General features: G+C 70.3%; 21 protein-coding genes. 14 read left to right on the top strand and 7 right to left on the bottom strand.

Going from position 1 to position 20225, the window contains the following annotated elements:
- Nucleotides 1-551 precede the first annotated feature (551 nt).
- Complete coding sequence (locus tag ACIBP6_RS43415; RefSeq protein ID WP_397060650.1) at nt 552-2546, bottom strand: thioredoxin domain-containing protein; 1995 nt, start codon at nt 2544-2546, stop codon at nt 552-554.
- 114 nt (nt 2547-2660) lie between these two features.
- Here ACIBP6_RS43415 and ACIBP6_RS43410 point away from each other — a divergent pair, with 114 nt between their 5' ends.
- On the top strand, nt 2661-3809 hold the full coding sequence (locus ACIBP6_RS43410; RefSeq protein WP_397061282.1) for a hypothetical protein: 1149 nt from the start codon (nt 2661-2663) through the stop codon (nt 3807-3809).
- A gap of 4 nt (nt 3810-3813) precedes the next feature.
- On the opposite strand, the gene ACIBP6_RS43405 is transcribed toward ACIBP6_RS43410, so the two are convergent.
- The 3 genes from ACIBP6_RS43405 to mca are packed head-to-tail and all read right to left on the bottom strand — an operon-like array spanning nt 3814 to nt 5200.
- Nucleotides 3814-4098 (bottom strand): GNAT family N-acetyltransferase, encoded by a 285-nt coding sequence (locus tag ACIBP6_RS43405; protein ID WP_132610402.1) that lies wholly within the window; start codon nt 4096-4098, stop codon nt 3814-3816.
- A complete protein-coding gene (locus ACIBP6_RS43400) occupies nt 4099-4281 on the bottom strand; it encodes a hypothetical protein (RefSeq protein WP_397060649.1) in 183 nt (60 codons plus the stop codon).
- A gap of 34 nt (nt 4282-4315) precedes the next feature.
- Nucleotides 4316-5200, bottom strand: a complete 885-nt coding sequence (mca, locus tag ACIBP6_RS43395) for a mycothiol conjugate amidase Mca (protein WP_397060647.1) — start codon at nt 5198-5200, stop codon at nt 4316-4318.
- Nucleotides 5201-5335: 135 nt separating this feature from the next.
- Here mca and ACIBP6_RS43390 point away from each other — a divergent pair, with 135 nt between their 5' ends.
- The 12 genes from ACIBP6_RS43390 (at nt 5336) to ACIBP6_RS43335 (ending at nt 16634) form a co-directional block, all read left to right on the top strand.
- Nucleotides 5336-5755, top strand: a complete 420-nt coding sequence (locus ACIBP6_RS43390; RefSeq protein WP_397060645.1) for a DUF4307 domain-containing protein — start codon at nt 5336-5338, stop codon at nt 5753-5755.
- A gap of 109 nt (nt 5756-5864) precedes the next feature.
- Nucleotides 5865-6365, top strand: coding sequence for a transcription elongation factor GreA (greA, locus tag ACIBP6_RS43385; protein ID WP_111184401.1), 501 nt, complete (start codon nt 5865-5867; stop codon nt 6363-6365).
- A gap of 182 nt (nt 6366-6547) precedes the next feature.
- A complete protein-coding gene (locus ACIBP6_RS43380) occupies nt 6548-7717 on the top strand; it encodes a C40 family peptidase (RefSeq protein ID WP_397060643.1) in 1170 nt (389 codons plus the stop codon).
- Between the two features lie 70 nt (nt 7718-7787).
- Nucleotides 7788-8300 (top strand): hypothetical protein, encoded by a 513-nt coding sequence (locus ACIBP6_RS43375; RefSeq protein WP_397060641.1) that lies wholly within the window; start codon nt 7788-7790, stop codon nt 8298-8300.
- Between the two features lie 203 nt (nt 8301-8503).
- Nucleotides 8504-10333, top strand: coding sequence for a phosphoenolpyruvate carboxykinase (GTP) (locus ACIBP6_RS43370; protein WP_397060639.1), 1830 nt, complete (start codon nt 8504-8506; stop codon nt 10331-10333).
- 270 nt (nt 10334-10603) lie between these two features.
- Nucleotides 10604-11608 (top strand): TIGR04222 domain-containing membrane protein, encoded by a 1005-nt coding sequence (locus ACIBP6_RS43365; RefSeq protein WP_397060638.1) that lies wholly within the window; start codon nt 10604-10606, stop codon nt 11606-11608.
- Nucleotide 11609: 1 nt separating this feature from the next.
- Complete coding sequence (locus ACIBP6_RS43360; RefSeq protein WP_397060636.1) at nt 11610-12419, top strand: DUF692 domain-containing protein; 810 nt, start codon at nt 11610-11612, stop codon at nt 12417-12419.
- Nucleotides 12416-12772 (top strand): hypothetical protein, encoded by a 357-nt coding sequence (locus ACIBP6_RS43355; RefSeq protein ID WP_397060635.1) that lies wholly within the window; start codon nt 12416-12418, stop codon nt 12770-12772. The genes ACIBP6_RS43360 and ACIBP6_RS43355 overlap by 4 nt, the downstream gene beginning before the upstream one ends.
- Nucleotides 12773-12824: 52 nt before the next feature.
- The gene (locus ACIBP6_RS43350) at nt 12825-13718 is read left to right on the top strand and encodes a DUF7064 domain-containing protein (protein WP_397060634.1); all 894 of its coding nucleotides are present in this window, start codon (nt 12825-12827) and stop codon (nt 13716-13718) included.
- A 29-nt stretch (nt 13719-13747) separates the two neighbouring features.
- Complete coding sequence (locus ACIBP6_RS43345) at nt 13748-14296, top strand: hypothetical protein (RefSeq protein WP_397060632.1); 549 nt, start codon at nt 13748-13750, stop codon at nt 14294-14296.
- A 49-nt stretch (nt 14297-14345) separates the two neighbouring features.
- Nucleotides 14346-15107, top strand: coding sequence for an isoprenyl transferase (locus ACIBP6_RS43340; RefSeq protein ID WP_132610418.1), 762 nt, complete (start codon nt 14346-14348; stop codon nt 15105-15107).
- A 207-nt stretch (nt 15108-15314) separates the two neighbouring features.
- Nucleotides 15315-16634 (top strand): PhoH family protein, encoded by a 1320-nt coding sequence (locus ACIBP6_RS43335; protein WP_397060631.1) that lies wholly within the window; start codon nt 15315-15317, stop codon nt 16632-16634.
- Here ACIBP6_RS43335 and ACIBP6_RS43330 read toward each other — a convergent pair whose 3' ends face one another.
- From ACIBP6_RS43330 to ACIBP6_RS43320, 3 genes are read right to left on the bottom strand one after another with little or no spacing between them, the layout of a single operon-like run.
- On the bottom strand, nt 16635-17141 hold the full coding sequence (locus ACIBP6_RS43330) for a hypothetical protein (protein ID WP_397060629.1): 507 nt from the start codon (nt 17139-17141) through the stop codon (nt 16635-16637). It abuts the gene before it with no gap.
- Nucleotides 17138-18550, bottom strand: coding sequence for an ATP-binding protein (locus ACIBP6_RS43325; protein WP_397060627.1), 1413 nt, complete (start codon nt 18548-18550; stop codon nt 17138-17140). The genes ACIBP6_RS43330 and ACIBP6_RS43325 overlap by 4 nt, the downstream gene beginning before the upstream one ends.
- Complete coding sequence (locus ACIBP6_RS43320) at nt 18547-19221, bottom strand: response regulator (protein WP_397060625.1); 675 nt, start codon at nt 19219-19221, stop codon at nt 18547-18549. Before ACIBP6_RS43320 ends, ACIBP6_RS43325 begins: the two co-directional genes overlap by 4 nt.
- 266 nt (nt 19222-19487) lie before the next feature.
- On the opposite strand from ACIBP6_RS43320, the gene ACIBP6_RS43315 reads away from it, so the two are divergent.
- Nucleotides 19488-20207: an aggregation-promoting factor C-terminal-like domain-containing protein gene (locus tag ACIBP6_RS43315; protein WP_397060623.1), complete on the top strand. Its 720-nt coding sequence runs from the start codon at nt 19488-19490 to the stop codon at nt 20205-20207.
- The last annotated feature ends 18 nt before the right edge of the window (nt 20208-20225 follow it).

Genomic DNA, 20225 nt, shown 5'->3' with positions numbered 1-20225 from the left:
GGCCGCTTGGGTGGCTGAGGTTGCCTGGGTGGTGAACGTGGTTCAGCGGCTGGGGTCGGCTGGGTAGTGGGATGGGGTTCACGGCCGAGAGCCGGCGGGGTGGCTGAGGTCGGCTGGGTGGTGAACGTGGTTCAGCGGCTGAGGTCGGCTGGGTAGCGGGATGGGTTCACGGCCGAGAGCCGGCCGCTTGGGTGGCTGAGGTTGCCTGGGTGGTGAACGTGGTTCAGCGGCTGGGGTCGGCTGGGTAGTGGGATGGGGTTCACGGCCGAGAGCCGGCCGCCTGGGTGGCTGAGGTTGGCTGGGTGGTGAACATGGTTCAGCGGTGAGATCGGTAGTGGGATGGGGGCCTGCGGGGGTGCCGAGTGGCTCGCGACCGAGGTCTCGTGGCGGTGGGGTGTGGTTCACCCACCCAGTCCCCAGACGGACGGTCGCAGATGCGGCTCACCATTGAGACCTCGCGAGGGTGGGGGTGTGCTTCACACACCCTCACCCTCAGAGGACGGTTGAGGGGACCGCGGGGCTTCGGCGATGGTGGGCCCCTTGCCGGGCGGTCAGGTACGCAGTTCGCTGCGGAGGGCGTCCACCGTGGTGACGGGCATGCGGCAGGTGAACCCCCGGCAGACGTACGCCGCCGGGGCCTCGTCGACGAGGCCCCGGCCCTCCAGGAGCGCGGGGAAGGCCTCACGCGGCGTCAGCGGGTCACCGGTGCCGCGGTCGGCACCGTCACCCCGCCCCAGAGCCACCACGAGCCCCGGAACGTCGGCGAGCAGCGCCTCGCGGTGCAACGCCGCCGTACGCGGGTCGTCGGCCGGACCCACCACGGCCACCTCCACCGGGCCCGAGAGCGCCGCCCGCGCCACGGCCAGCCCCCAGCCCGCGAAGCGGGCGTGCCCGGCCGCCAGCACCGACACCGTGCCGAGGGCCGCCTCAGCGGCCTCCCGGTGCCGTGTGGACCCGGTCAGCGCGCCGTACGACAGCAGCGCGCCGGCGGCGGCGTACCGGCCGGAGGGGGTGGCGTTGTCGGTGGCGTCCTGCGGGCGCTGGAACAGCCGCTCGGCGTCGTCGGCGGTGTCGTAGAAGCCGCCCGACCCGTCGGCGAACCGGTCGAGCACGGTGTCGAGCAGCGAGCCCGCCAGCCGCAGCCACCGGGCCTCGCCGGTGACGCCGTACAGGGCGATGAGACCCTCCGCCACGTTGGCGTAGTCCTCCAGCACCCCGGCGTTGGCCCCCGCCCGGCCGTCGCGCGACGTGCGCAGCAGCCGGCCGTCGACCATGTGCGTGCCGGCGAGCAGCTCCGCCGCCGCCGTGGCCGCCGCCGCGAGGTCCGGCCGTTCGAAGACGGCGCCCGTCTCGGCCAGGGCCGCGATGGCCAGGCCCGTCCAGGAGGCCACGACCTTGTCGTCGCGCCCAGGACGCACCCGGCGCTCCCGCGCGGCCAGCAGCCGCGCCCGCACGTCCGCGTAGCGGGCCGGGTCGTCGGGGTCGCGCAGCAGCTGCAGCACGGACGTGCCGTGCTCGAACGTCCCCGTGACCTCGAAGAGCTCCGCGGCCCAGCGGCCGTCGTCGTCGCCGAGAACCTGCACCAGCTCCTCGGGCGTCCAGACGTAGAACTTGCCCTCCACGCCCTCGCTGTCGGCGTCGAGCGCCGAGGCGAACCCGCCTTCGGGCGTGCGCATCTCGCGCAGCAGCCAGTCGGCCGTCTCCAGCGCCACGCGGCGGGCGAGCTCGCCGCCGCCCGCCTTCCACCAGTGCGTGTAGACGCGCAGCAGCAGGGCGTTGTCGTAGAGCATCTTCTCGAAGTGCGGCACGATCCAGCGGGCGTCCACGCTGTAGCGGGCGAAGCCGCCACCGAGCTGGTCGTAGATGCCGCCGCGGGCCATCGCCTCAAGAGTGCGGCCGCTCATATCACGCTCGCCCGAGCGCAGCAGGAACTCCAGCACCATGGACGGCGGGAACTTCGGCGCCCCGCCGAAGCCGCCGTGGACGTCGTCGAACGACTCGTGCAGGTTGGCCAAAGCCTTCTGCAGCGTCTCCTCGCCCGGCAGGGGGCCGTTGGGCAGCGCGGCGTTCGAGTTGAGCACCTCGACCACCTTCGCGCCCTGCTGCAGCACCGACTGCCGGTCGCCGGTCCACACGTTGCGCACCTCGGTGAGCAGCCGGCGGAAGTGGGGCCGCGGGAAGTAGGTGCCGGCGTAGAACGGGTGACCGTCGGGCGTCGCGAACACCGTCATCGGCCAGCCGCCCTGCTGGGTCATCGCCTGGGTGGCGGTCATGTAGACGGCGTCGACGTCGGGCCGCTCCTCGCGGTCGACCTTGATGTTGACGAAGTGCTCGTTCATCAGCGCCGCGGTCTCGGCGTCCTCGAAGCTCTCGTGGGCCATGACGTGGCACCAGTGGCAGGCCGAATAACCCACGCTGATGAGCAGGGGCACGTCGCGGCGCCTGGCCTCCTCGAACGCCTCCTCACCCCATGGGTGCCAGTCCACGGGGTTGTCCGCGTGCTGCAGCAGATAAGGGCTGGTGGCGTCTTTCAACCGGTTCATCATGACCTCCTCGATTCACCCTATGCGTCGTTCGGCGGCCGGTTGTGGGCCAGGTCACGCCCCGGCGCGCTGCGGCTGACTCGGAAGGCGGTGACGGCGTAGGTTACGGGCGTGGATATGGACTTCGTCTGCGCTCACGCCGGTCGCCCGGCCCCGGCGCTCACCCGCAGGGATGTGGCACGCGCGCTGCTCGCCGTACCGTCGGGGGTCGCGCTCGTGGCGCTGCCCGACCTGCGGCGGGAGATGCTGTCGGCCGGAAACCCGCTCTCCCGGGCGTTCTGGGAGTCGGCCAAGGCCGTTCTCAGCTCGATCGAGGCGGGCCAGGCCACGGTGGGCGACGTGCAGCGGTGGCTGGAGTCGACCGGCACCGAGCCGATCCTCATGACGCCCAGCTACTTCGTCTGGCCCGAGGCGGACGAACGCGGCCCCGTGGCCACGGAGATGTACGACCGCCTGGTGGTCCACCTGGAGGAGCGCGTGGCGGCCGGGGAGATCGACCCCGACGCGCTGGTGACCGGCGACCGGGAGGCCCGCAGGGCGTACGAGGAGCTGCAGGAGCAGTGGCTCGGCACGCCGCTGCCCGACGGGCGGGTGCCCGGCTTCGCCGTCAGCGACGAGCAGGACGAGGAGCTCTTCAACGCCTGGGACGAGGAGGAGGCGTTCGCGCTGTCGGAGCTGCAGCGCATCATGGCGGAGCTGCCGAAGCAACCAGAGACGCCCGCGGAGGAGCTGGAGGTCGCCGCGGCGCGGCTGCGCGTGCTGCTCACCCTGCCCGGTTACCCGTCCAACGTGCTGCGGGCCTGCGCCGGGTTCGAGGACAGGCCGCTGCCCGACGACGACACCGAGCTGTGGTTGTCGGTGGCGGCCGGCATCGCCGGGCCCATCTCCGACCTGTCGGAGGGCGGCGACGTGCTGGAGGAGTTCGTCGACCTGGAGGGCGAGCTGAGCCAGGAGGACACCGTGCTGGCCAACCTGTGCGCGATCCAGCACGCCGACTGGCTGGCCGGGGTGGCCGCGCTGGCCAGGATGGGGCCGGGGGTGCTGGCCTCGCCGGAGCGGATGGCGCGCCTCATCGCCGAGTCGGAGGACATCGACGTCGACGAGCATGCCGGCGACGACCTCGACACGACCGAGAGCCTCTTCGCCTCGGTCGTGACGCTGTGGGGCTACCTCGGCATCGTGGACGAGGACGACGTGCTGACCCCGCTGGGCTGGTGGGGGCTGCCCAAGGCGCTGGAACGCGCCTGGTCGCCCCCGGCCGAGTGATCCGTCAGGCGGAGTCGACGAGCTCCTTGAACTCCGGGTGGCGCTCGATGTATTTCGCGACGTACGGGCAGGTCGGCACGACGCGCAGGCCGGTGTCGGCGCTCACCTGAAGCGCGTGGCCGACGAGCTTGCCCGCCAGGCCCTGCCCTTCGTACTCGGGCAGGACCTCGGTGTGGGTGAAGATGATCTTCGTGGGCAGCAGCCGGTAGTCGGCGAACCCGGCGAGCTTGCCGTCCACGTGGATCTCGAATCGCTTCTCCGTCGGGTTGTCGACCACTTCTGTCGGCATTTACCTGGCCTTCTCGTCGTCTTTGACCTTCTCGTCGTGCACGTCACCCTCGTGCGGCACTTCGATCTTCGACATCTGCTTGTTCATCGACTTGATCAGAAGGAAGAGGGCGAACCCGATGAGGGCCACGACGACGAAGCCGAGCAAACCCGGACTCACATCACCCGCTGCTAGAACGCTCACCCTTCCAGTCTGCCACCTGAGGGCCGTGGTCTCCTCAGTGGCAGGCGGGTGAGACGTCGTCGGCGTGGATGCCCGCGAACAGGTCGTCCTCCGGCAGCTCGGTGTCGACCAGCGAGCGCGCCAGGTGGTAGTCCTCCGTCGGCCAGATCTCCTCCTGCACCTCGCGCGGGCAGACGAACCAGAAGCCGTCGGGGTCGATCTGGGTGGCGTGGGCCAGCAGCGCCTCGTCGCGCACCTGGAAGTACTCGCCGCACGGCACGCGCGTGGTGGCCTCCCACTTGGTGGGGCGGTCCTCCCAGCGCGCGATCCAGTCGGAGTAGGGGGACCCGAGGTCGCGCGCGACCATCGCCTCGTGCAGCGCCTCGAACCTCTCCTTGGTGAAGCCCATGTGGTAGTAGAGCTTCAGCGGCTGCCAGGGGTCTCCGGTGCCGGGGTAGCGGTCGGGGTCGCCGGCCGCCTCGAACGCCTCGACCGAGACCCGGTTGGTCATGATGTGGTCAGGGTGCGGGTAACCGCCGTCGTCGTCGTACGTGATGATGACGTGCGGCCGGAACTCGCGGACGGCGGCCACCAGGGGCCTGGCGGCGTCCTCCAGCTTCTGCAGCGCGAAGCAGCCCTCGGGCAGCGGCTCGTTCTCGTCCTCCGGCAGGCCGGAGTCGACGAAACCCATGAAACGCTGCTCGACGCCGAGGATCTCGCGCGCGCGGTCCATCTCGGCCTTGCGGACCTCGGCGATGTTGGCCACGATCTCGGGGCGGTCCATCTTGGGGTTGAGCACCGATCCGCGTTCGCCGCCGGTGAGCGTACAGACCAGCACTCCCACGCCTTCGCGCACGTAACGCGCCATGGTGGCGGCACCCTTGCTCGACTCGTCGTCGGGGTGGGCGTGGACGGCCATCAGCCTCAGCGGTGCACTCACGGGCTCGATGTCTCCTCAGTCAGGACCGGGCAGTCACCCAGAGAGGTTAGTTTCTGCTGGGCGGTCGCGAGGGCACACCCCTCGCGGGCGACAATTGTCTCGGATAACGCCGAGGGAGTGCAGGGAGATTCCGCCATGGTCACCAGAGATGTCGAGGACGGGCCCGTTCTCGGCACCCCCGACGACTTCCCCGATCGTCCCAAGCGAAGGGGCAGGCTCGTCGTCCACGTGGTGATCGGCGTGCTGGTGGCCATCATCGCCGGCGGCTGGGGCTACGTCATGTGGTCGATGACCGCGGGCGGCTCGGAGGCGCCGTCACAGGTGGTCACGTTCGAGGTGGAGAGCCCGAGCCGGGCCGAGATCACGTTCGAGGTCTACAAGCCGGACGACCGGGTCGCGGTGTGCCGCATCCGCGCGCTGGACGTCGACCACGCGGAAGTCGGCAGCAAGGAAGTAAGAATCCCGGCCGGTGCGGGTAGTAAGCAGATCAAGGAAAGCCTGGACACCAGTGGTCAGGCCACTTCCGTCCACATCCAGTACTGCAATCTCGTATAGTGAGACATTTGGGGAAGCGTTCTCGCCGTTGTCTTGTTACCCTTTCGCAATTCAACCGTACGCTACCTCGAAGTGATCTCAGGGCCCCCTAGGCAAGCAAGGAGAACCCGTGGCCGACTCTCGCGATGAGAACGTCACATGGCTGACGCAGGAGGCGTACGACCGCCTGAAGGCGGAGTACGAGTATCTCTCTGGCCCCGGGCGCGTCGACATCGCCAAGAAGATCGAAGCCGCCCGTGAAGAGGGCGACCTGCGTGAGAACGGCGGCTACCACGCCGCCAAGGACGAGCAGGGCAAGATGGAGGCCAGGATCTTCCATCTGCGGCAGATCCTCGACAACGCCCAGGTGGGAGAGGCCCCGAAGACCGAGGGCGTGGTCGGCCCCGGCATGACCGTGACCATCAGGTTCGTCGGCGACGACGACGAGGTCACCTTCCTGCTCGCCTCCCGCGAGGAGAGCGGAGCGCCGATCGACGTCTACTCGCCCAAGTCCCCGCTGGGTGCGGCGATCAACGGCAAGAAGATCGGTGAGAAGGCGACCTACGCCCTGCCCAACGGGCGGCAGAACACCGTCGAGATCCTGGAGGCCGTGCCGTACGTCGGCAACTGACCCCCCCGCACGACGACCGCCGGGCCCCCGTTGGCCCGGCGGAATTTTTGCATGTCCCGGGCCATGTCCCTGGTCATGTCCCCGGCTATGTTCCGGGACATGACTCCGGGCATGGCTCGGGAATTCGGCAAGACCTGAGTTTTCTCGTCAAATCCCGTAAACGGCGCAACACGTACAGGCTGGTGCCGTTCATCGTGGTGGCGCTGGTGGCGGTGCTGACCGCCGACGTGCTGCTGCTCGTGCACCCGCCGCAGGAGCGCGCCGGGTTATCCGAAGCCCCGCGCGACGTCCGGCCCGAGCAGACGCTGCTGGCACAGCAACAGCCCCAGGAACAGGCGCAGCAGTCGCAGCAGTCGCCGCCGGCCGTCACGCCGGTCGCGCCGCTGCGGAAGCTGCACAAGCCCAACCTGTTCGTGCTCACCCGCAAGCCGTTCACGGACGAGCTGCTGCGGAAGGTGGCCGCGCTGCCCGGTGTGCGGGCGCTGGAGCTGGCGGACGCGGCCTCGATCGTGCTCGACGACAAGCGGGTGCAGACACTCGGGGTGGATCCGTCCACGTTCCGGGCGTACACGCCGAAGGTGACCGCTTCGTCCGATGCGCTCTGGCAGAACGTGGCGGCCGGCGACGTGGCGGTGTCGTTCGTGCTGGGCAACGACGGCGGGCTCACGCTGCACCGGCGGGTGCAGGGGCCGGCCGGGCAGCTGCGCATCGGCGCGTACGCCACCACCGGCTTCGGCGCCGTGGACGCCGTGGTCTCCAAGGACGTCGGCCGCAGGCTCGGCCTGCCGCACGACAACGCGCTCATCGTCAGCGCCCCCAAGGCCGCCTCCGACGACCTGCGCGCGGCCATCCTGCGGGTGCTGCCCAAGGGCACCCAGGTGGCGCTGGTCAACCCGGTGATCCCTCCGGAGCGGCAACAGGTGACGCCGCGCGAGTGGCCGGCCGGGTCGTTCATGACGGGCGAACAGCTCACGGCTGCGCTGCGGGCGGCCGTCTCCAAGTTGGGCCGGCCTTATGTGTGGGGTGCCGAGGGTCCGGAGACGTTCGACTGCTCCGGCCTGGTCCAGTGGGCCTACGCGCAGGCGGGGGTGCGGATGCCGCGCGTGACGCACCAGCAGTGGCTGACGGGGCCGCAGGTGCCGTACGCGCAGGCGCAGCCGGGCGACCTGCTCTTCTGGCGCAACGACCCGACGAACCCGGCCTACATCTCACACGTGGCCATCTACTGGGGCGAGGGGAAGATGTTGCACGCGCCCCGCACCGGTGACGTGGTCAAGATCGTGCCGGTGACCACCCGCAACCTGGCCGGAGTGGTCAGAGTCAGCCCCGTGCAGGCGGCCAAGGTCCGCTGAGGCTTCCCTCCGCGCACAGTGTCCTGTTGCCTCACGTGCGTTCCTGCCGCAACTCCGTAATGATGATTACATGACTACAGAGGAAGAGGTCCGCGGCTGGTTCACCGGGCGGCTGCCCGAGGAGTGGTTCACCGGCGCTCCGACGATCATCCGCGACCGCGAGGAGATCGCGGTGCTCGGCCCACTGCCCGACCCGCCCGCCGACGCGCCCGAGGCCGAGCGCGCCACCCTGGTCGAGGGGATGGTGAGGAGGTTCAGGGAGGAGACGCGGGAGCGGCGGATCGACATCGCCAAGGAGGCCGAGCGCAGGTTCCGGCAGAAGGTGTCGTGGGGCGTCGTCTGCGGGGGCGAGACTGTGATGTTCACCACACTCTCCGTGCCGGTCATGACGCGGCTGCGCCAGTCGGAGCGCCAAGTGCTCGACACGCTGGTGGCCGCCGGTGTGGCGCGCAGCCGCAGCGACGCCCTCGCCTGGTGCGTACGCCTGGTCGGGAGGAACGCCGACACGTGGCTGGTGGATCTGCGCGAGGCGCTGCAGCATGTCGACCGGGTGCGCTCCGCGGGGCCCGACGTCCATTCATGAGGGCCGCTTCCGGGGAAATGGACTAAACCACTTCGGCAATTGGTTTAGACCATTGGGATTGGACTGGACCAGTGCTCCGAATTTCTTCTTTTAAATCCGCTTCCGCTGGGTAGGGTCCCCCAATCGTCAGGGCCGCTGCCTGCGGCGACGGCCTCGCCAACAGGTCTATGCCAATTGGCTTTCTCGCCGGTTCGTCGTTAATGATGACTGGGCCCTGGGAGAGTGGAGGAGTCATAGTCGTGTCCGTTTCCGTGGAAGTAACCGCACCCACCGGCAATGCCGAATTGGTCGCGTGGGTGAACGAGATCGCAGCCCTGACCCAGCCCGACCGCGTGGAATGGTGCGACGGGTCGGAGGCGGAGTGGACGCGCCTGACCAACCTGCTCGTCGAGCAGGGCACGCTCACGCGTCTGGCCGCCCGTCCCAACAGCTTCTACGCCAAGTCCGACCCGAGCGACGTGGCGCGGGTGGAGGACCGCACCTTCATCTGCTCCGAGCGCGAGGAGGACGCGGGCCCGACGAACAACTGGATCGCGCCCGGCGAGATGCGCGACACGTTCGGCAAGCTCTTCAAGGGCTGCATGCGGGGCCGCACCATGTACGTCGTCCCGTTCTGCATGGGCCCGCTGGGCGGGGAGATCTCGCAGCTCGGCGTCGAGATCACCGACTCGGCGTACGTCGCCGTCTCCATGCGTGTCATGACGCGGATGGGTGAGCGGGCGCTGCGGCTCATCGAGGAGCGCAAAGACTTCGTCAAGGCCGTCCACTCCGTCGGGGCGCCCCTGGCCCCCGGGCAGGAGGACGTGCCCTGGCCGTGCAGCTCGACCAAGTACATCAGCCACTTCCCCGAGACCCGCGAGATCTGGTCGTACGGCTCCGGCTACGGCGGCAACGCGCTGCTCGGCAAGAAGTGCTACGCCCTGCGCATCGCCAGCGTCATGGCCCGCGACGAGGGCTGGATGGCCGAGCACATGCTCATCCTCAAGCTGACGCCGCCGGACGGCGAGCCGCGCTACGTCGCCGCCGCCTTCCCGAGCGCCTGCGGCAAGACCAACCTCGCGATGTTGCAGCCCACGATCCCGGGCTGGAAGGTCGAGACGATCGGCGACGACATCGCCTGGATGCGCTTCGGCGACGACGGCCGCCTGTACGCGATCAACCCGGAGGCGGGCTTCTTCGGCGTGGCCCCCGGCACCGGACAGGTCACCAACGCCAACGCGATCAGGACGCTCTGGGGCAACAGCATCTTCACCAACGTCGCGCTCACCGACGACGGCGACGTGTGGTGGGAGGGCCTCACCGACGAGGCCCCGGCGCACCTGACCGACTGGAAGGGCCGCTCCTGGACGCCCGACAGCGACGAGCCCGCCGCTCACCCCAACGCCCGCTTCACCGTCCCGGCCGCCCAGTGCCCGACCATCGCACCGGAGTGGCAGGACCCCAAGGGCGTGCCCATCTCGGCGATCCTGTTCGGCGGCCGCCGCGCCACCGCCGTTCCTCTGGTGACGGAGTCGCTGAGCTGGCAGCACGGCGTCTTCCTCGGAGCCAACGTCGCCTCCGAGAAGACCGCCGCCGCCGAGGGCAAGGTCGGCGAGCTGCGCCACGACCCGTTCGCGATGCTGCCGTTCTGCGGCTACAACATGGGCGACTACTTCGGCCACTGGCTGGAGATCGGCCGCCGCGAGGGTGCGAAGCTGCCGCGCATCTACTACGTCAACTGGTTCCGCAAGAACGCCGACGGGAAGTTCGTCTGGCCCGGCTTCGGCGAGAACAGCCGGGTGCTCAAGTGGATCGTCGAGCGGCTCAACGGCGAGGCCGAGGCCGTTCCTTCGCCGATCGGCCTGCTGCCGGCCGAGCTCGACACCGAGGGACTCGACCTGTCCGAGGACGACCTGCGCGCGCTGCTGACCGTCGACCGCGAGGTCTGGCGGGAGGAGGCGGCGCTGATCCCGGGCCACTTCGAGAAGTTCGGCTCCCACCTGCCCAAGGAGCTGTGGGACGAGTACAACGCTCTGCTCGACCGCCTCGGCTGAGGCGGCTGATGGCGGTCCCCGCCGACCGCCGCGGCTCTCCTCACCGGCGCCGGCCGTCTTCCCGACGGCCGGCGCTTTCGCCGTTCACGAGCGGGAGAGGAAGGCTTCGCCGTTCATGAGTGTGAGCGGAAGGCTTCGCCGTTCATGAGCGGAGAGGAAACCGTGAGCAAATGGCGCTAAACCCCTGGTGGACCGGGGGCCGAGCCTACTGTCGGAATACGCGTCACTTCCGACAGCCGGGCTGGAAGGCCCGCAGAGGGGAGGCCGTCCATGGATCTGGCTCTGCTGATCCTTGCCGTGGCCCTGGCGGCGGTCGCCGGCCACATCACCCACTCGATCCGGCGCGCACTCACGGCCCTGCGCGCGATCAGGACGAGTGACAGATCTCCCGACCTCGGCCACTACGAGCTGGCGTACCTCGCGGGAGGCCCCCGGCGGGTGGCGGAGACCGCCATCGTGCTGCTGACCGAGGTGGGAGCCCTACGAGCGGCGCGCGGCGGGAACGTGCACCCCGTCGCCGGCGGCCCCCGATCGGACGACCCCATCGACGAGGTGGTCCTGTCGGCCGTCCTGCCCTCCGGGGCCTCGGTGCTCTCGCTCAGGGAGCAGATCGCCCGCAGCCGGGCCATGGAGCGGCTCGGGCAGCGCCTCACGGAGCGCGGCCTGATCCGCCCTGACGACCTGTTCTGCGACGTCGACCGGCTGAGCGTGCGGCTGCGGATGACCACCGCCCTGGCGTTCACCGGAGCCGTACTGTCGGGGCTGCTCCTGCTGTTCGCCGGCACGACCCCGATGACGGTGGCGGCCCCGGCGCTCTTCCTGGCCACGATCGCCCTGATGGTCTACGCGGGGACGATGCTGAGCGTGCGCGCCCGCGCCGCGAGCCACCGGCCGGCCGCCACGCTGACGCCGAAAAGCGCGCCCAGGCGGACGCTCGCCGCGCCCGTGCCGGCCCAGGCGGGACGCAGGGCGCTCGAAGAGGCCAGGAGGGAGCTCCCGCGGGGCGGCGCGGACCTCCACCTCTCCGTCGCGCTCCACGGCCCGGGCCGGCTGAGCCGCAGCTCTGATCTGTACGGGGCGTTCGACCCTGCCAAACCTGTTCCCTCCTCGCCTGCCCGGCCCCGCGGCAGGAGGAGCGGCGCGTCGTCCGCAGGCTCGGGCGGCGGAGGTGGCGGGAGCTGCGCGTCGTACGTCTCGAGCTGTTCGAGCGGCTCGTCCGGCGGCGGCGGCAGCAGTTGCGGGGGCGGCGGCGGTTGCGGTGGAGGAGGTTGCTGACATGGCGGGGCTGGGCGTGGGCATCGGCTGGCGGACGGAGCTCGACCTGACGATCGAGCGCATGGCCGGGGTGGAGTTCCTGGAGGTGGTCGCCGAGAACATCCATCCCGACCGGCTGCCCGAGTCGCTGCAGGTGCTGCGCGAACGCGGCCTGCCGGTGATCCCGCACGGGGTGTCGCTCGGTGTCGGGGGCGCCGAGCGGCCCTCCCCGGCCCGGCTGGCCCACCTTGCGGCCTGCGCGCAGGCCCTGGACGCGCCGCTGGTGAGCGAGCACCTGGCCTTCGTCCGCGGGGGCGGCGTCGAGGCCGGGCACCTGCTGCCGGTGCCGCGTACCAGGGAGTCGCTGCGGGTGGTCGCCGAGAACGTGCGCCGCGCCCAGGACGCCCTGCCCGTCCCGCTGGCCCTGGAGAACGTCGCCGCCCTCTTCGGCTGGCCGGACGACGAGTTGACCGAGGCGCAGTTCCTGGCCGAACTGGTCGAGCGCACCGGCGTGGGGCTGCTGGTCGACGTGGCCAACCTCCACACCAACCAGGTCAACCTGGGCCTGCCGGCGGTGGCGGCGCTCGACACGCTGCCGCTGGAGCACCTCGCGTACGTGCACGTGGCCGGCGGGCAGGAGCACGGCGGGCTCTGGCACGACACCCACACGGCCGTCGCCCCGCAGGCCGTGCTCGACCTGCTCGCGGAGCTGTGCGCCCGCGCCACCCCGCCGGGCGTGCTGCTGGAGTGGGACGGCGCCTACCCGTCGGACGCCGTCCTGGCCGGCGAGCTGACGAGGATCCGGGCCGCGACGGCCGGTGCCCTTCGATGAGTGAGGCGCGGCGGCGGCTGGCCGAGGCGCAGGGGCGGGTGGTGGCGGCGCTGGTCGCCGGGGGCGAGGTGCCCGAGGGGTTCGACCCGGAGCGGATGCGGGTGCAGTCGGCGAGCCTGGTGGCCAAGCGGCGCGACATCGTGGCGAGGATCCGTCCCGACGCCGCCGCCGCGGCGGGGCCCGACCTGGTGGCGGAGTTCGCCGCGTACGCGGGGGCCCGCGCCACCCCGCCGCCCGGCTACCGCGCCGACGCCGAGGACTTCGCCGCCTGGCTGCGCGAACGCGGCCGGATGCCGGACGAGGAGCCGGGCAAGCGCCGCCGGTGGTCCCGCCTGCTGTCATCGGGCCCGTGACCGCCGGGGGTTCGCCGCCTACGATGATCACAGCAAGCGCTTGGGAGGCGACATGCGGATCGTCAACATGGGCGAGTGGCCCCTGGACACCGAGGACGAGCGGCGGCACGAGCCCGGCGGCGAGCCGCTGTGGAACGAGTCCTGGTACTACGACTTCGTCTCCGAGGACGGCGGCCTGGGCGGTTACGTCCGGCTCGGGCTCTATCCCACCTGGGGACGCGCCTGGTACTGGGCCTGCGTCGTCGATCGCGACGGCGGACTGGTGGCGGTGATCGACCACGAGGCGCCGCTGCCCGGCTCCGAGGACCTGGCCGTGGCCGGCGACGGCTACACGGCCTCCCACGACACCACCGACCCCTTCACCTCGGTACGGGTCCGGCTGGCGTCCGAGGAGCTCTCGCTCGACCTCGAATGGCGTACGGCGGGCGGCGTCTACGGCTACGCCATCATCCCCCGCTACGAGGTCCCCTGCGTGGTCACCGGCACCGTCAACGGCGCCCCCTTCCACGGGTACGGCGAGCGCGACCACAGCTGGGGCGTGCGCGACTGGTGGTCGATCTCCTGGCTGTGGAGCAGCGGCCGCATGGAGGACGGCGCCTTCCTGCACGGCATGCGTCCCAACGTCGGCGTCGAGCTGGACTGGCCGGCGTTCCAGGTGCCGGACGGCGGCAAGCTGGCGCACGTGGCCGGCTTCTCGGCGGCGACGGTGTTCGACGGCGACCGTCCGTCCGAGAGCGTGCTGCGCTTTCCCGGTTGCGCCACCACGGTCCGGCCGGTCGCCTTCGCCCCCGTCACCCTGACAGGCCCGGACGGAAGGGTGGCGGAATTCCCCCGGGCGATGTGCCGCTTCACGGCCGAGGACGGGCGTACCGGATGGGGCTGGACGGAGTGGCACCAGCCGCCGGACTGGCGCGAGCACGTCTGGGACCCGGGCAGGCGCGTTTAGCGGACTTTCGCCCGGAAACGGTCAGGCGCATGGGAGGACTGCGCTGCGTCGACGGCTCGTACCTGAGCGTCACGCCGGTCGCGTGCACCGACAGCGTCGGCACGCCGTACGAGGTCACGCTGGAGCTGCACCGCGACGGCACGCCGTACGGCAGCGTGGGCGAGCGCTGCGGCTGGCTGCTGACCCGCCTGGCGCGCGGCGTCGACGAGGCTCGCCGGGGCGGAGGAGCGGCCAGGCGCTGGGTCGACCCCGACGACCGCTTTCCCGACGAGGAGCCCGACAGCGAGCTGTTCTCCTTCCGCTACCGCACCCGGGCCGGCGTGGTCGGGGGCGGCGAGTTGCGCTGCCAGCTCAGGACGATCCCCCTGTGGCAGCCCGCGCGCGGCGAGTGGCGCCTGACCCGGCGGGCGTACGTGGAGGCCTGGGGCGCCACGGGCGCGGGCATGCGCGCGGTGCTGACGTCCTCGGAGTTGTCGCTGTTCATCGGGCAGCTCGTGCGGGAGGCCGAAGGGTGTCTGGAAGGTAGAGATCTGGCGAGGAATCCCGGACAAGGCGCGGGCACGGGCGATTCGCGGTGATAATTGCGTGTTGAAGCAACTAATCACAGCAGCGCTGGGGAGGCACTCCGTGGGCCTGCGCAACCTGGTCTACCGGCTGTACGAACGACGGCTGGAGGCCGAGCTGTCCAAGGACAGCATCCCGCGACACGTCGGAGTCGTCATCGACGGCAACCGCCGATGGGCGCGTGCCATGGGCATGAGCGACGTGTCCACGGGCCACCGCAAGGGCGCGGACAAGATCTCCGAGCTGCTCCACTGGTGCCGTGAGACCGGTGTCGAGGTCGTCACGGTGTGGATGTTGTCCAACGACAACCTCAACCGGCCGAGCGAGGAGCTGGAGCCGCTGCTGCGCATCATCGAGGACGTGACGCAGGAACTCGTCGACGAGGGCTGGCGGATCATCCCGGTGGGCGCGCTCGATCTGCTTCCGGATAGCACGGCTAATGTCCTAAAAAATGCAAAAGAAGCGTCATCAAACCGTCCAGGCCTGATTGTGAACGTTGCAGTTGGGTATGGAGGAAGACGTGAGATTGCCGATGCGGTGCGCTCACTGCTCCAGGAGCACGCGAGCAAGGGAGCGAGCATCGAGGACCTCGTCGAGGTGCTCGATGTCGAGCACATCGCGAAGCATCTCTACACTCGCGGCCAGCCCGATCCGGACCTCCTCATCCGGACCTCGGGCGAGCAGCGGCTGTCGGGCTTCATGCTCTGGCAGAGCGCTCATTCTGAGTTCTACTTCCACGAAGCGTACTGGCCCGACTTCCGCAGGGTCGATTTCCTGCGGGCGCTGCGCGACTACGCTGCGAGACACCGACGTTACGGTTCCTGACGCGACATTCGGGTATCCAGGACGTAACGTTGGAAGTGTCCGGTCACAGGCCGGACATTTCGGAGAGGGCCCGCCTTTGCGCCGTGAACTGCCAAGGGGGCCGGCCTCCGGCGCCGACAGCAGTTCGCGGTCGGGGACGCGGGACCGGTCCGATTCCCACCTCGTCTGCAGGGTGCCCGCACCAGATGGGCGCCCGGGGGAGAACGTGTGGCAGTGTCCTCGAGCAACCCTACTCACCAGCCGGCCAAGCGCACGTACGTCCTGGACACGTCGGTTCTGCTAGCCGACCCCGCCGCGATGACCCGCTTCGCCGAGCATGACGTCGTCCTTCCGATCGTGGTCATCACCGAGCTGGAGGGGAAGCGACATCACCCCGAGCTCGGTTACTTCGCCAGGAAGGCGCTGCGTTACCTCGACGATCTGCGGATCAAGTACGGCCGGCTGGACGAGCCGATGCCCACGGGGGACGGCACGATCAGGGTTGAGCTCAACCACAGCGACCCGTCCATTCTGCCCGTCGGATTCCGTCTGGGCGACAACGACACGCGCATCCTGACGGTCGCGCGTTCGCTGGCCGCCGAGGGGCGCGACGTGGTCCTCGTCTCCAAGGACCTGCCGCTGCGGGTCAAGGCGGCCTCGATCGGCCTGGCGGCGGAGGAGTACCGCGCCGAGCTGGTCCACGAGTCCGGCTGGACGGGGATGGCCGAGATCCAGGTGACCGCCGAAGACGTGGAGACGCTCTTCGAGCAGGGCACCGCCGACCTCGACGAGGCCAGAGACCTGCCCACGCACACCGGCCTGCGGCTGCTGTCGGCCAAGGGCTCGGCACTGGGCCGGGTGCAGCCCGACAAGTCCGTACGTCTCGTGCGCGGTGACCGCGAGGTCTTCGGCCTGCACGGCCGCTCGGCCGAGCAGCGCGTCGCGCTCGAACTGCTCATGGACCCCGAGATCGGCATCATCTCGCTCGGCGGGCGGGCCGGCACGGGGAAGTCGGCGCTCGCGCTCTGCGCGGGCCTGGAGGCGGTCCTGGAGCGCCGCCAGCACCGCAAGGTCCTCGTCTTCCGCCCCATCTACGCCGTGGGCGGCCAGGAGCTGGGCTACCTGCCCGGCAGCGAGGGCGAGAAGATGGGCCCGTGGGCGCAGGCCGTCTACGACACGCTCGGCGCGATCACCTCGCCCGAGGTGATCGAGGAGGTGCTCGACCGGGGCATGCTGGAGGTGCTCCCGCTCACCCACATCCGCGGCCGGTCGCTGCACGACGCGTTCGTGATCGTGGACGAGGCCCAGTCGCTGGAGCGCGGGGTCCTGCTGACGGTGCTCAGCCGGATCGGCGCCAACTCCCGCGTCGTCCTCACCCACGACGTGGCGCAGCGTGACAACCTGCGCGTCGGCCGGCACGACGGCGTCGTGGCGGTGGTGGAGAAGCTCAAGGGCCACCCGCTCTTCGCCCACGTCACGCTGACAAGGTCGGAGCGCTCGCCGATCGCCGCGCTGGTGACCGAGATGCTCGAAGACGTCACCATGTGATCACTTCAGCTCGCCGCAGGTGTACCGCCCCTCCGACTCGGGGGGGCGGTTCCCGTTCTCCCGCACGATCCTGACGATCTCGTACGCCGCGTCCTGCTGGGCGGTGCAGACGATCTGCGCCTTGCCGAGCCTGGTCAGCGTGCCCTCGCCGCTGATGTAGACGGTCAGCGTGGAGGTGCGCGGAAGCTGCACCTCGTCGCGGTGGACGGGGTTGACCGAGTTCTTGGTCCGCAGGTACGTGAAGCCGCGCAGCGCGGTGTCCCGGTCGCCGAGCGGCTGTGTGGAAGCGCGGAAGAGGGCCCCGAGCAGGCTGTTGACGGTGTCGTCCGCGACGTCGGCCGGCTCCAGGGCGAGCTCGCCGTCCCTGAGCAGGTAGATCGTCTTGGACGGCGGCGGGATCCTGACGGTGGGCGCGTGGCCCCGGTCCTGCACGTCGGTGGGTGTGATGCCGCAGCCCGGCAGCGCGATGACGCAGGCGAGCAGCAGAGCGGCGCGGAATGTCCTCATGCGTGCGGCAGCCAGACCGTGAAGAGGGCGCCGGGTTCCTGCCGGCGTACGGAGATCGTGCCGCCGTGCAGCTGGACGTTGGCCTTGGCGATGGCGAGGCCGAGGCCGCTGCCCTGGCTGCGGGTCCGTCCGGCGCCGGCCTTGAAGAAGCGGTCGAAGACGTGGGGCAACGCCTCGGGCGCGATGCCCTCACCGTGGTCGCGCACTTTCACCTCCAGTCCGTTCTCCGTGGCCCGGGCGCTGACCACGATCGGGGGAGCACCGTGCTTGAGCGCGTTGCCGACCAGGTTGGCCACGATGACGTCGAACCTGCGGGGGTCGAGGTTCTCCGTCAGGCCCTGCGACGCCCGCACCGTCACCTGGTCGGTCCAGCCGCGCGTCTTGAGGCAGTCGTCGATGGCGTCGGCCACGCTCACCGGCTCCAGGTTCAGCGTGGCGGTGCCCGCGTCGAAGCGGCTGACCTCGATGAGGTGCTCGACCAGCTCGCGTAGCCGTTCGATCTCCTTGAGCACCAGCCGGACGGCCTCCGCGGGCGCCTGCGGCAGCCGGCTCGCCTCCTCCGAGAGCATGTCGGCCACCGCCGTCATGGACGTGAGCGGCGTGCGCAGCTCGTGGGAGACGTCGGCGACGAACCTGCGGGACATCGCCTCCAGCGAGCGCAGCTCCGCCACGCTCAGCTCCAGCGCCGCCGCCGCGTCGTTGAACTGCGAAGTGAGCTCGGCCAGCTCGTCCTTGCCGTGCACGGGCAGCCGGGTGTCCAGCCGCCCCTGGCCGAGCGCCTGGGCCGCCGCACTCAGCCGCCTGACCGGCAGCAGCACCTGCCGGGCCGACACCAGCGCCACCCCCAGGGCGATGAGCACGATGACCACGCCCGTCCTGGCCAGCGTGGTCCTGAGCGTGGCGAGCTGGGCCTCGTCGTCCCGCAGCGGGAAGAAGGCGAACGCCCGCAGGCCCGTGGCCTCGGACACGCCCTCCTCGTCGCGGTAGACCTCGGCGCCGACGAGCAGGTAGAGCTCGTCGTGAACGATCACCCGCTGGGTGACCAGGCTCTGGTTGGCCCGGCCGTACAGCTCGTTGGGCACGTCGGTCAGCGTCAGCGGGCCCTCGGAGGCGACCGTGCCGTGGTACTCGACCAGCACGGTACGGCCAGGCCCGCTGAGCGCGTGGGCCAGGACCTCCAGCTCCCGGTGCGTCGGCGCGGCCTCGCCGGGCCGCAGCGTGCCGATCGGGAACGTGATGCTGCTCAGCTCCCGGGTCACCAGGTCGAGCGCGGTGGTCTCGGTCCTGGTGACCAGCGCGGACTTGGCCAGCTCGTACCCGATCGTGGCGACGGCCAGCGTGGCGGTGACGGCGACGAGCGTGAACGTGATGACCAGTCGGGCGCGCAACCCCGTCGGTTTGCGGATCACGGAGGGCTGAACCGGTAGCCGAAGCCGCGCACGGTGTGGATGAAGACGGGCTCGGCGGGTCTGGGCTCGATCTTGGCGCGGATGCGCTGGACGCAGGCGTCCACCAGCCGGGAGTCGGCGATGTGGGTGTGGTCCCAGACGACGCGCAGCAGGTAGCGGCGGTTGAGCACCTGCCCGGGGTGGCGGACGAGCTCCAGCAGCAGCCGCAGCTCGGTCGGGGTCAGGTGGATCTCCTTGCCGGCCAGCGCGACCTTGAGCGCGCCGCGGTCGATCACGAGGTCGCCGAAGGTGATCCGGTCGGAGGCGGCCGACTCGGCCCGGCGCAGGACGGCGCGGATGCGGGCGTCGAGGACGCGGGGCTCGACCGGCTTGACCACGTAGTCGTCGGCGCCCGCCTCCAGCCCGACCACCACGTCCAGGTCGTCGCCGCGGGCCGTGAGGAGGATGACGGGGAGCTGGTCGAGCTTGCGTACGCGGCGGCAGACCTCGACCCCGTCGATGCCGGGGAGCATGACGTCGAGGATGGCGATCTCCGGGCGGCGGGCCCTGATGTGGTCGAGAGCCTCCTCGCCGGTGGCGTACGACGTGACGGAGTGTCCCTGACGGGTCAGCGCGAGCTCCAGGGCCGTGCGGACCGAGGGGTCGTCTTCGACGAGGAGGATGCCAGCCACGCGCACATTATTAATGAATGTTCCGAATGCCCGAACTAAGTCACCAAACTGTGACGTGGTGTGGAAGAGACAACGACGTGGAGCCGTCACTCTGAAGGCGGCTCCCCTTCGGTACGGGTGCCCGAAGGGGAGCCAGTGCTCTATGTGACTGAAGTCACATATTTTGCCAAAAATCGTGCTAAAGGGGCATTTAGCAAAGTTCGCGGCAAGGAATTCCCGCGTTTCGGTTGCGGACCACCCCCCATGACAGGGCAAGCTCATGGTTCGTGAGCCCGCGTCCGCAGCTGAGAGAGCGCCCCCCGAAGGAAGACCTCCCCTCGGCGCGCCGGGCGCGCCGGCCTTCCCCCTTCACCCCCAAGCGCGTCATCGTCACCGTCCTGTCGCTCACGGTCGTCCTCGGCGGCGGTGGCTTCACCGCCTACCGCGCCGTCCAGAACGCCAACGAGCCGCCCTCGGAGCAGTTCACCCTCAACGAGCTGGGCAAGCTCGCCGCGGGTGACCTCGCCGCGCCCGACCCCGAGACGGACGCGCTCAAGGCCGCGGCCGAGCAGGCGTTCCGGGCCGAGCGGCTGGAGGAGGAGCGCGGCGGCACCGGCAAGGGCCTCAAGTGGGTCGTGCCCAAACAGGCACCCTCCGGCGGCGGCTTCCCCGCGATGAACTTCCCGCCCGGCAGCGACCCCTCGCCGGGCAGCAACAAGGCCACCGCCAAGTCCATGCTCGCCTCGTTCGGGTTCGGCGCCGACCAGTGGGGCTGCCTGGAGTCGCTCTGGACGAAGGAGAGCGGCTGGAACGAGCGGGCGATGAACCGCTACTCCGGCGCGTACGGCATCCCGCAGTCGCTGCCCGGCAGCAAGATGGCCAGCGCCGGCTCCGACTGGCAGACCAACGCCGCCACCCAGATCAAGTGGGGACTCGGTTACATCAAGGGCCGTTACGGCACGCCCTGTGCCGCCTGGGGTCACTCACAGTCCGTGGGCTGGTATTAACGGGTCAACTTTGCGCCT

Origin of the sequence: Nonomuraea terrae (genome assembly GCF_044465245.1) — a bacterium.
Classification (GTDB): Bacteria; Actinomycetota; Actinomycetes; order Streptosporangiales; family Streptosporangiaceae; genus Nonomuraea; species Nonomuraea terrae.
The sequence above is the reverse complement of the archived record's forward strand: the minus strand, read 5'-3'. Positions and strand labels throughout refer to the sequence as shown.

What these genes read in the sequence shown, in the direction of transcription:
- ACIBP6_RS43415 (WP_397060650.1), bottom strand. Translation starts at nt 2,546, where the DNA reads ATGATGAACCGGTTGAAAGACGCCACCAGCCCTTATCTGCTGCAGCAC.
- ACIBP6_RS43410 (WP_397061282.1), top strand. Translation starts at nt 2,661, where the DNA reads ATGGACTTCGTCTGCGCTCACGCCGGTCGCCCGGCCCCGGCGCTCACC.
- ACIBP6_RS43405 (WP_132610402.1), bottom strand. Translation starts at nt 4,098, where the DNA reads ATGCCGACAGAAGTGGTCGACAACCCGACGGAGAAGCGATTCGAGATC.
- ACIBP6_RS43390 (WP_397060645.1), top strand. Translation starts at nt 5,336, where the DNA reads ATGGTCACCAGAGATGTCGAGGACGGGCCCGTTCTCGGCACCCCCGAC.
- ACIBP6_RS43375 (WP_397060641.1), top strand. Translation starts at nt 7,788, where the DNA reads ATGACTACAGAGGAAGAGGTCCGCGGCTGGTTCACCGGGCGGCTGCCC.
- ACIBP6_RS43370 (WP_397060639.1), top strand. Translation starts at nt 8,504, where the DNA reads ATGACTGGGCCCTGGGAGAGTGGAGGAGTCATAGTCGTGTCCGTTTCC.
- ACIBP6_RS43365 (WP_397060638.1), top strand. Translation starts at nt 10,604, where the DNA reads ATGGATCTGGCTCTGCTGATCCTTGCCGTGGCCCTGGCGGCGGTCGCC.
- ACIBP6_RS43360 (WP_397060636.1), top strand. Translation starts at nt 11,610, where the DNA reads ATGGCGGGGCTGGGCGTGGGCATCGGCTGGCGGACGGAGCTCGACCTG.
- ACIBP6_RS43355 (WP_397060635.1), top strand. Translation starts at nt 12,416, where the DNA reads ATGAGTGAGGCGCGGCGGCGGCTGGCCGAGGCGCAGGGGCGGGTGGTG.
- ACIBP6_RS43350 (WP_397060634.1), top strand. Translation starts at nt 12,825, where the DNA reads ATGCGGATCGTCAACATGGGCGAGTGGCCCCTGGACACCGAGGACGAG.
- ACIBP6_RS43345 (WP_397060632.1), top strand. Translation starts at nt 13,748, where the DNA reads ATGGGAGGACTGCGCTGCGTCGACGGCTCGTACCTGAGCGTCACGCCG.
- ACIBP6_RS43330 (WP_397060629.1), bottom strand. Translation starts at nt 17,141, where the DNA reads ATGAGGACATTCCGCGCCGCTCTGCTGCTCGCCTGCGTCATCGCGCTG.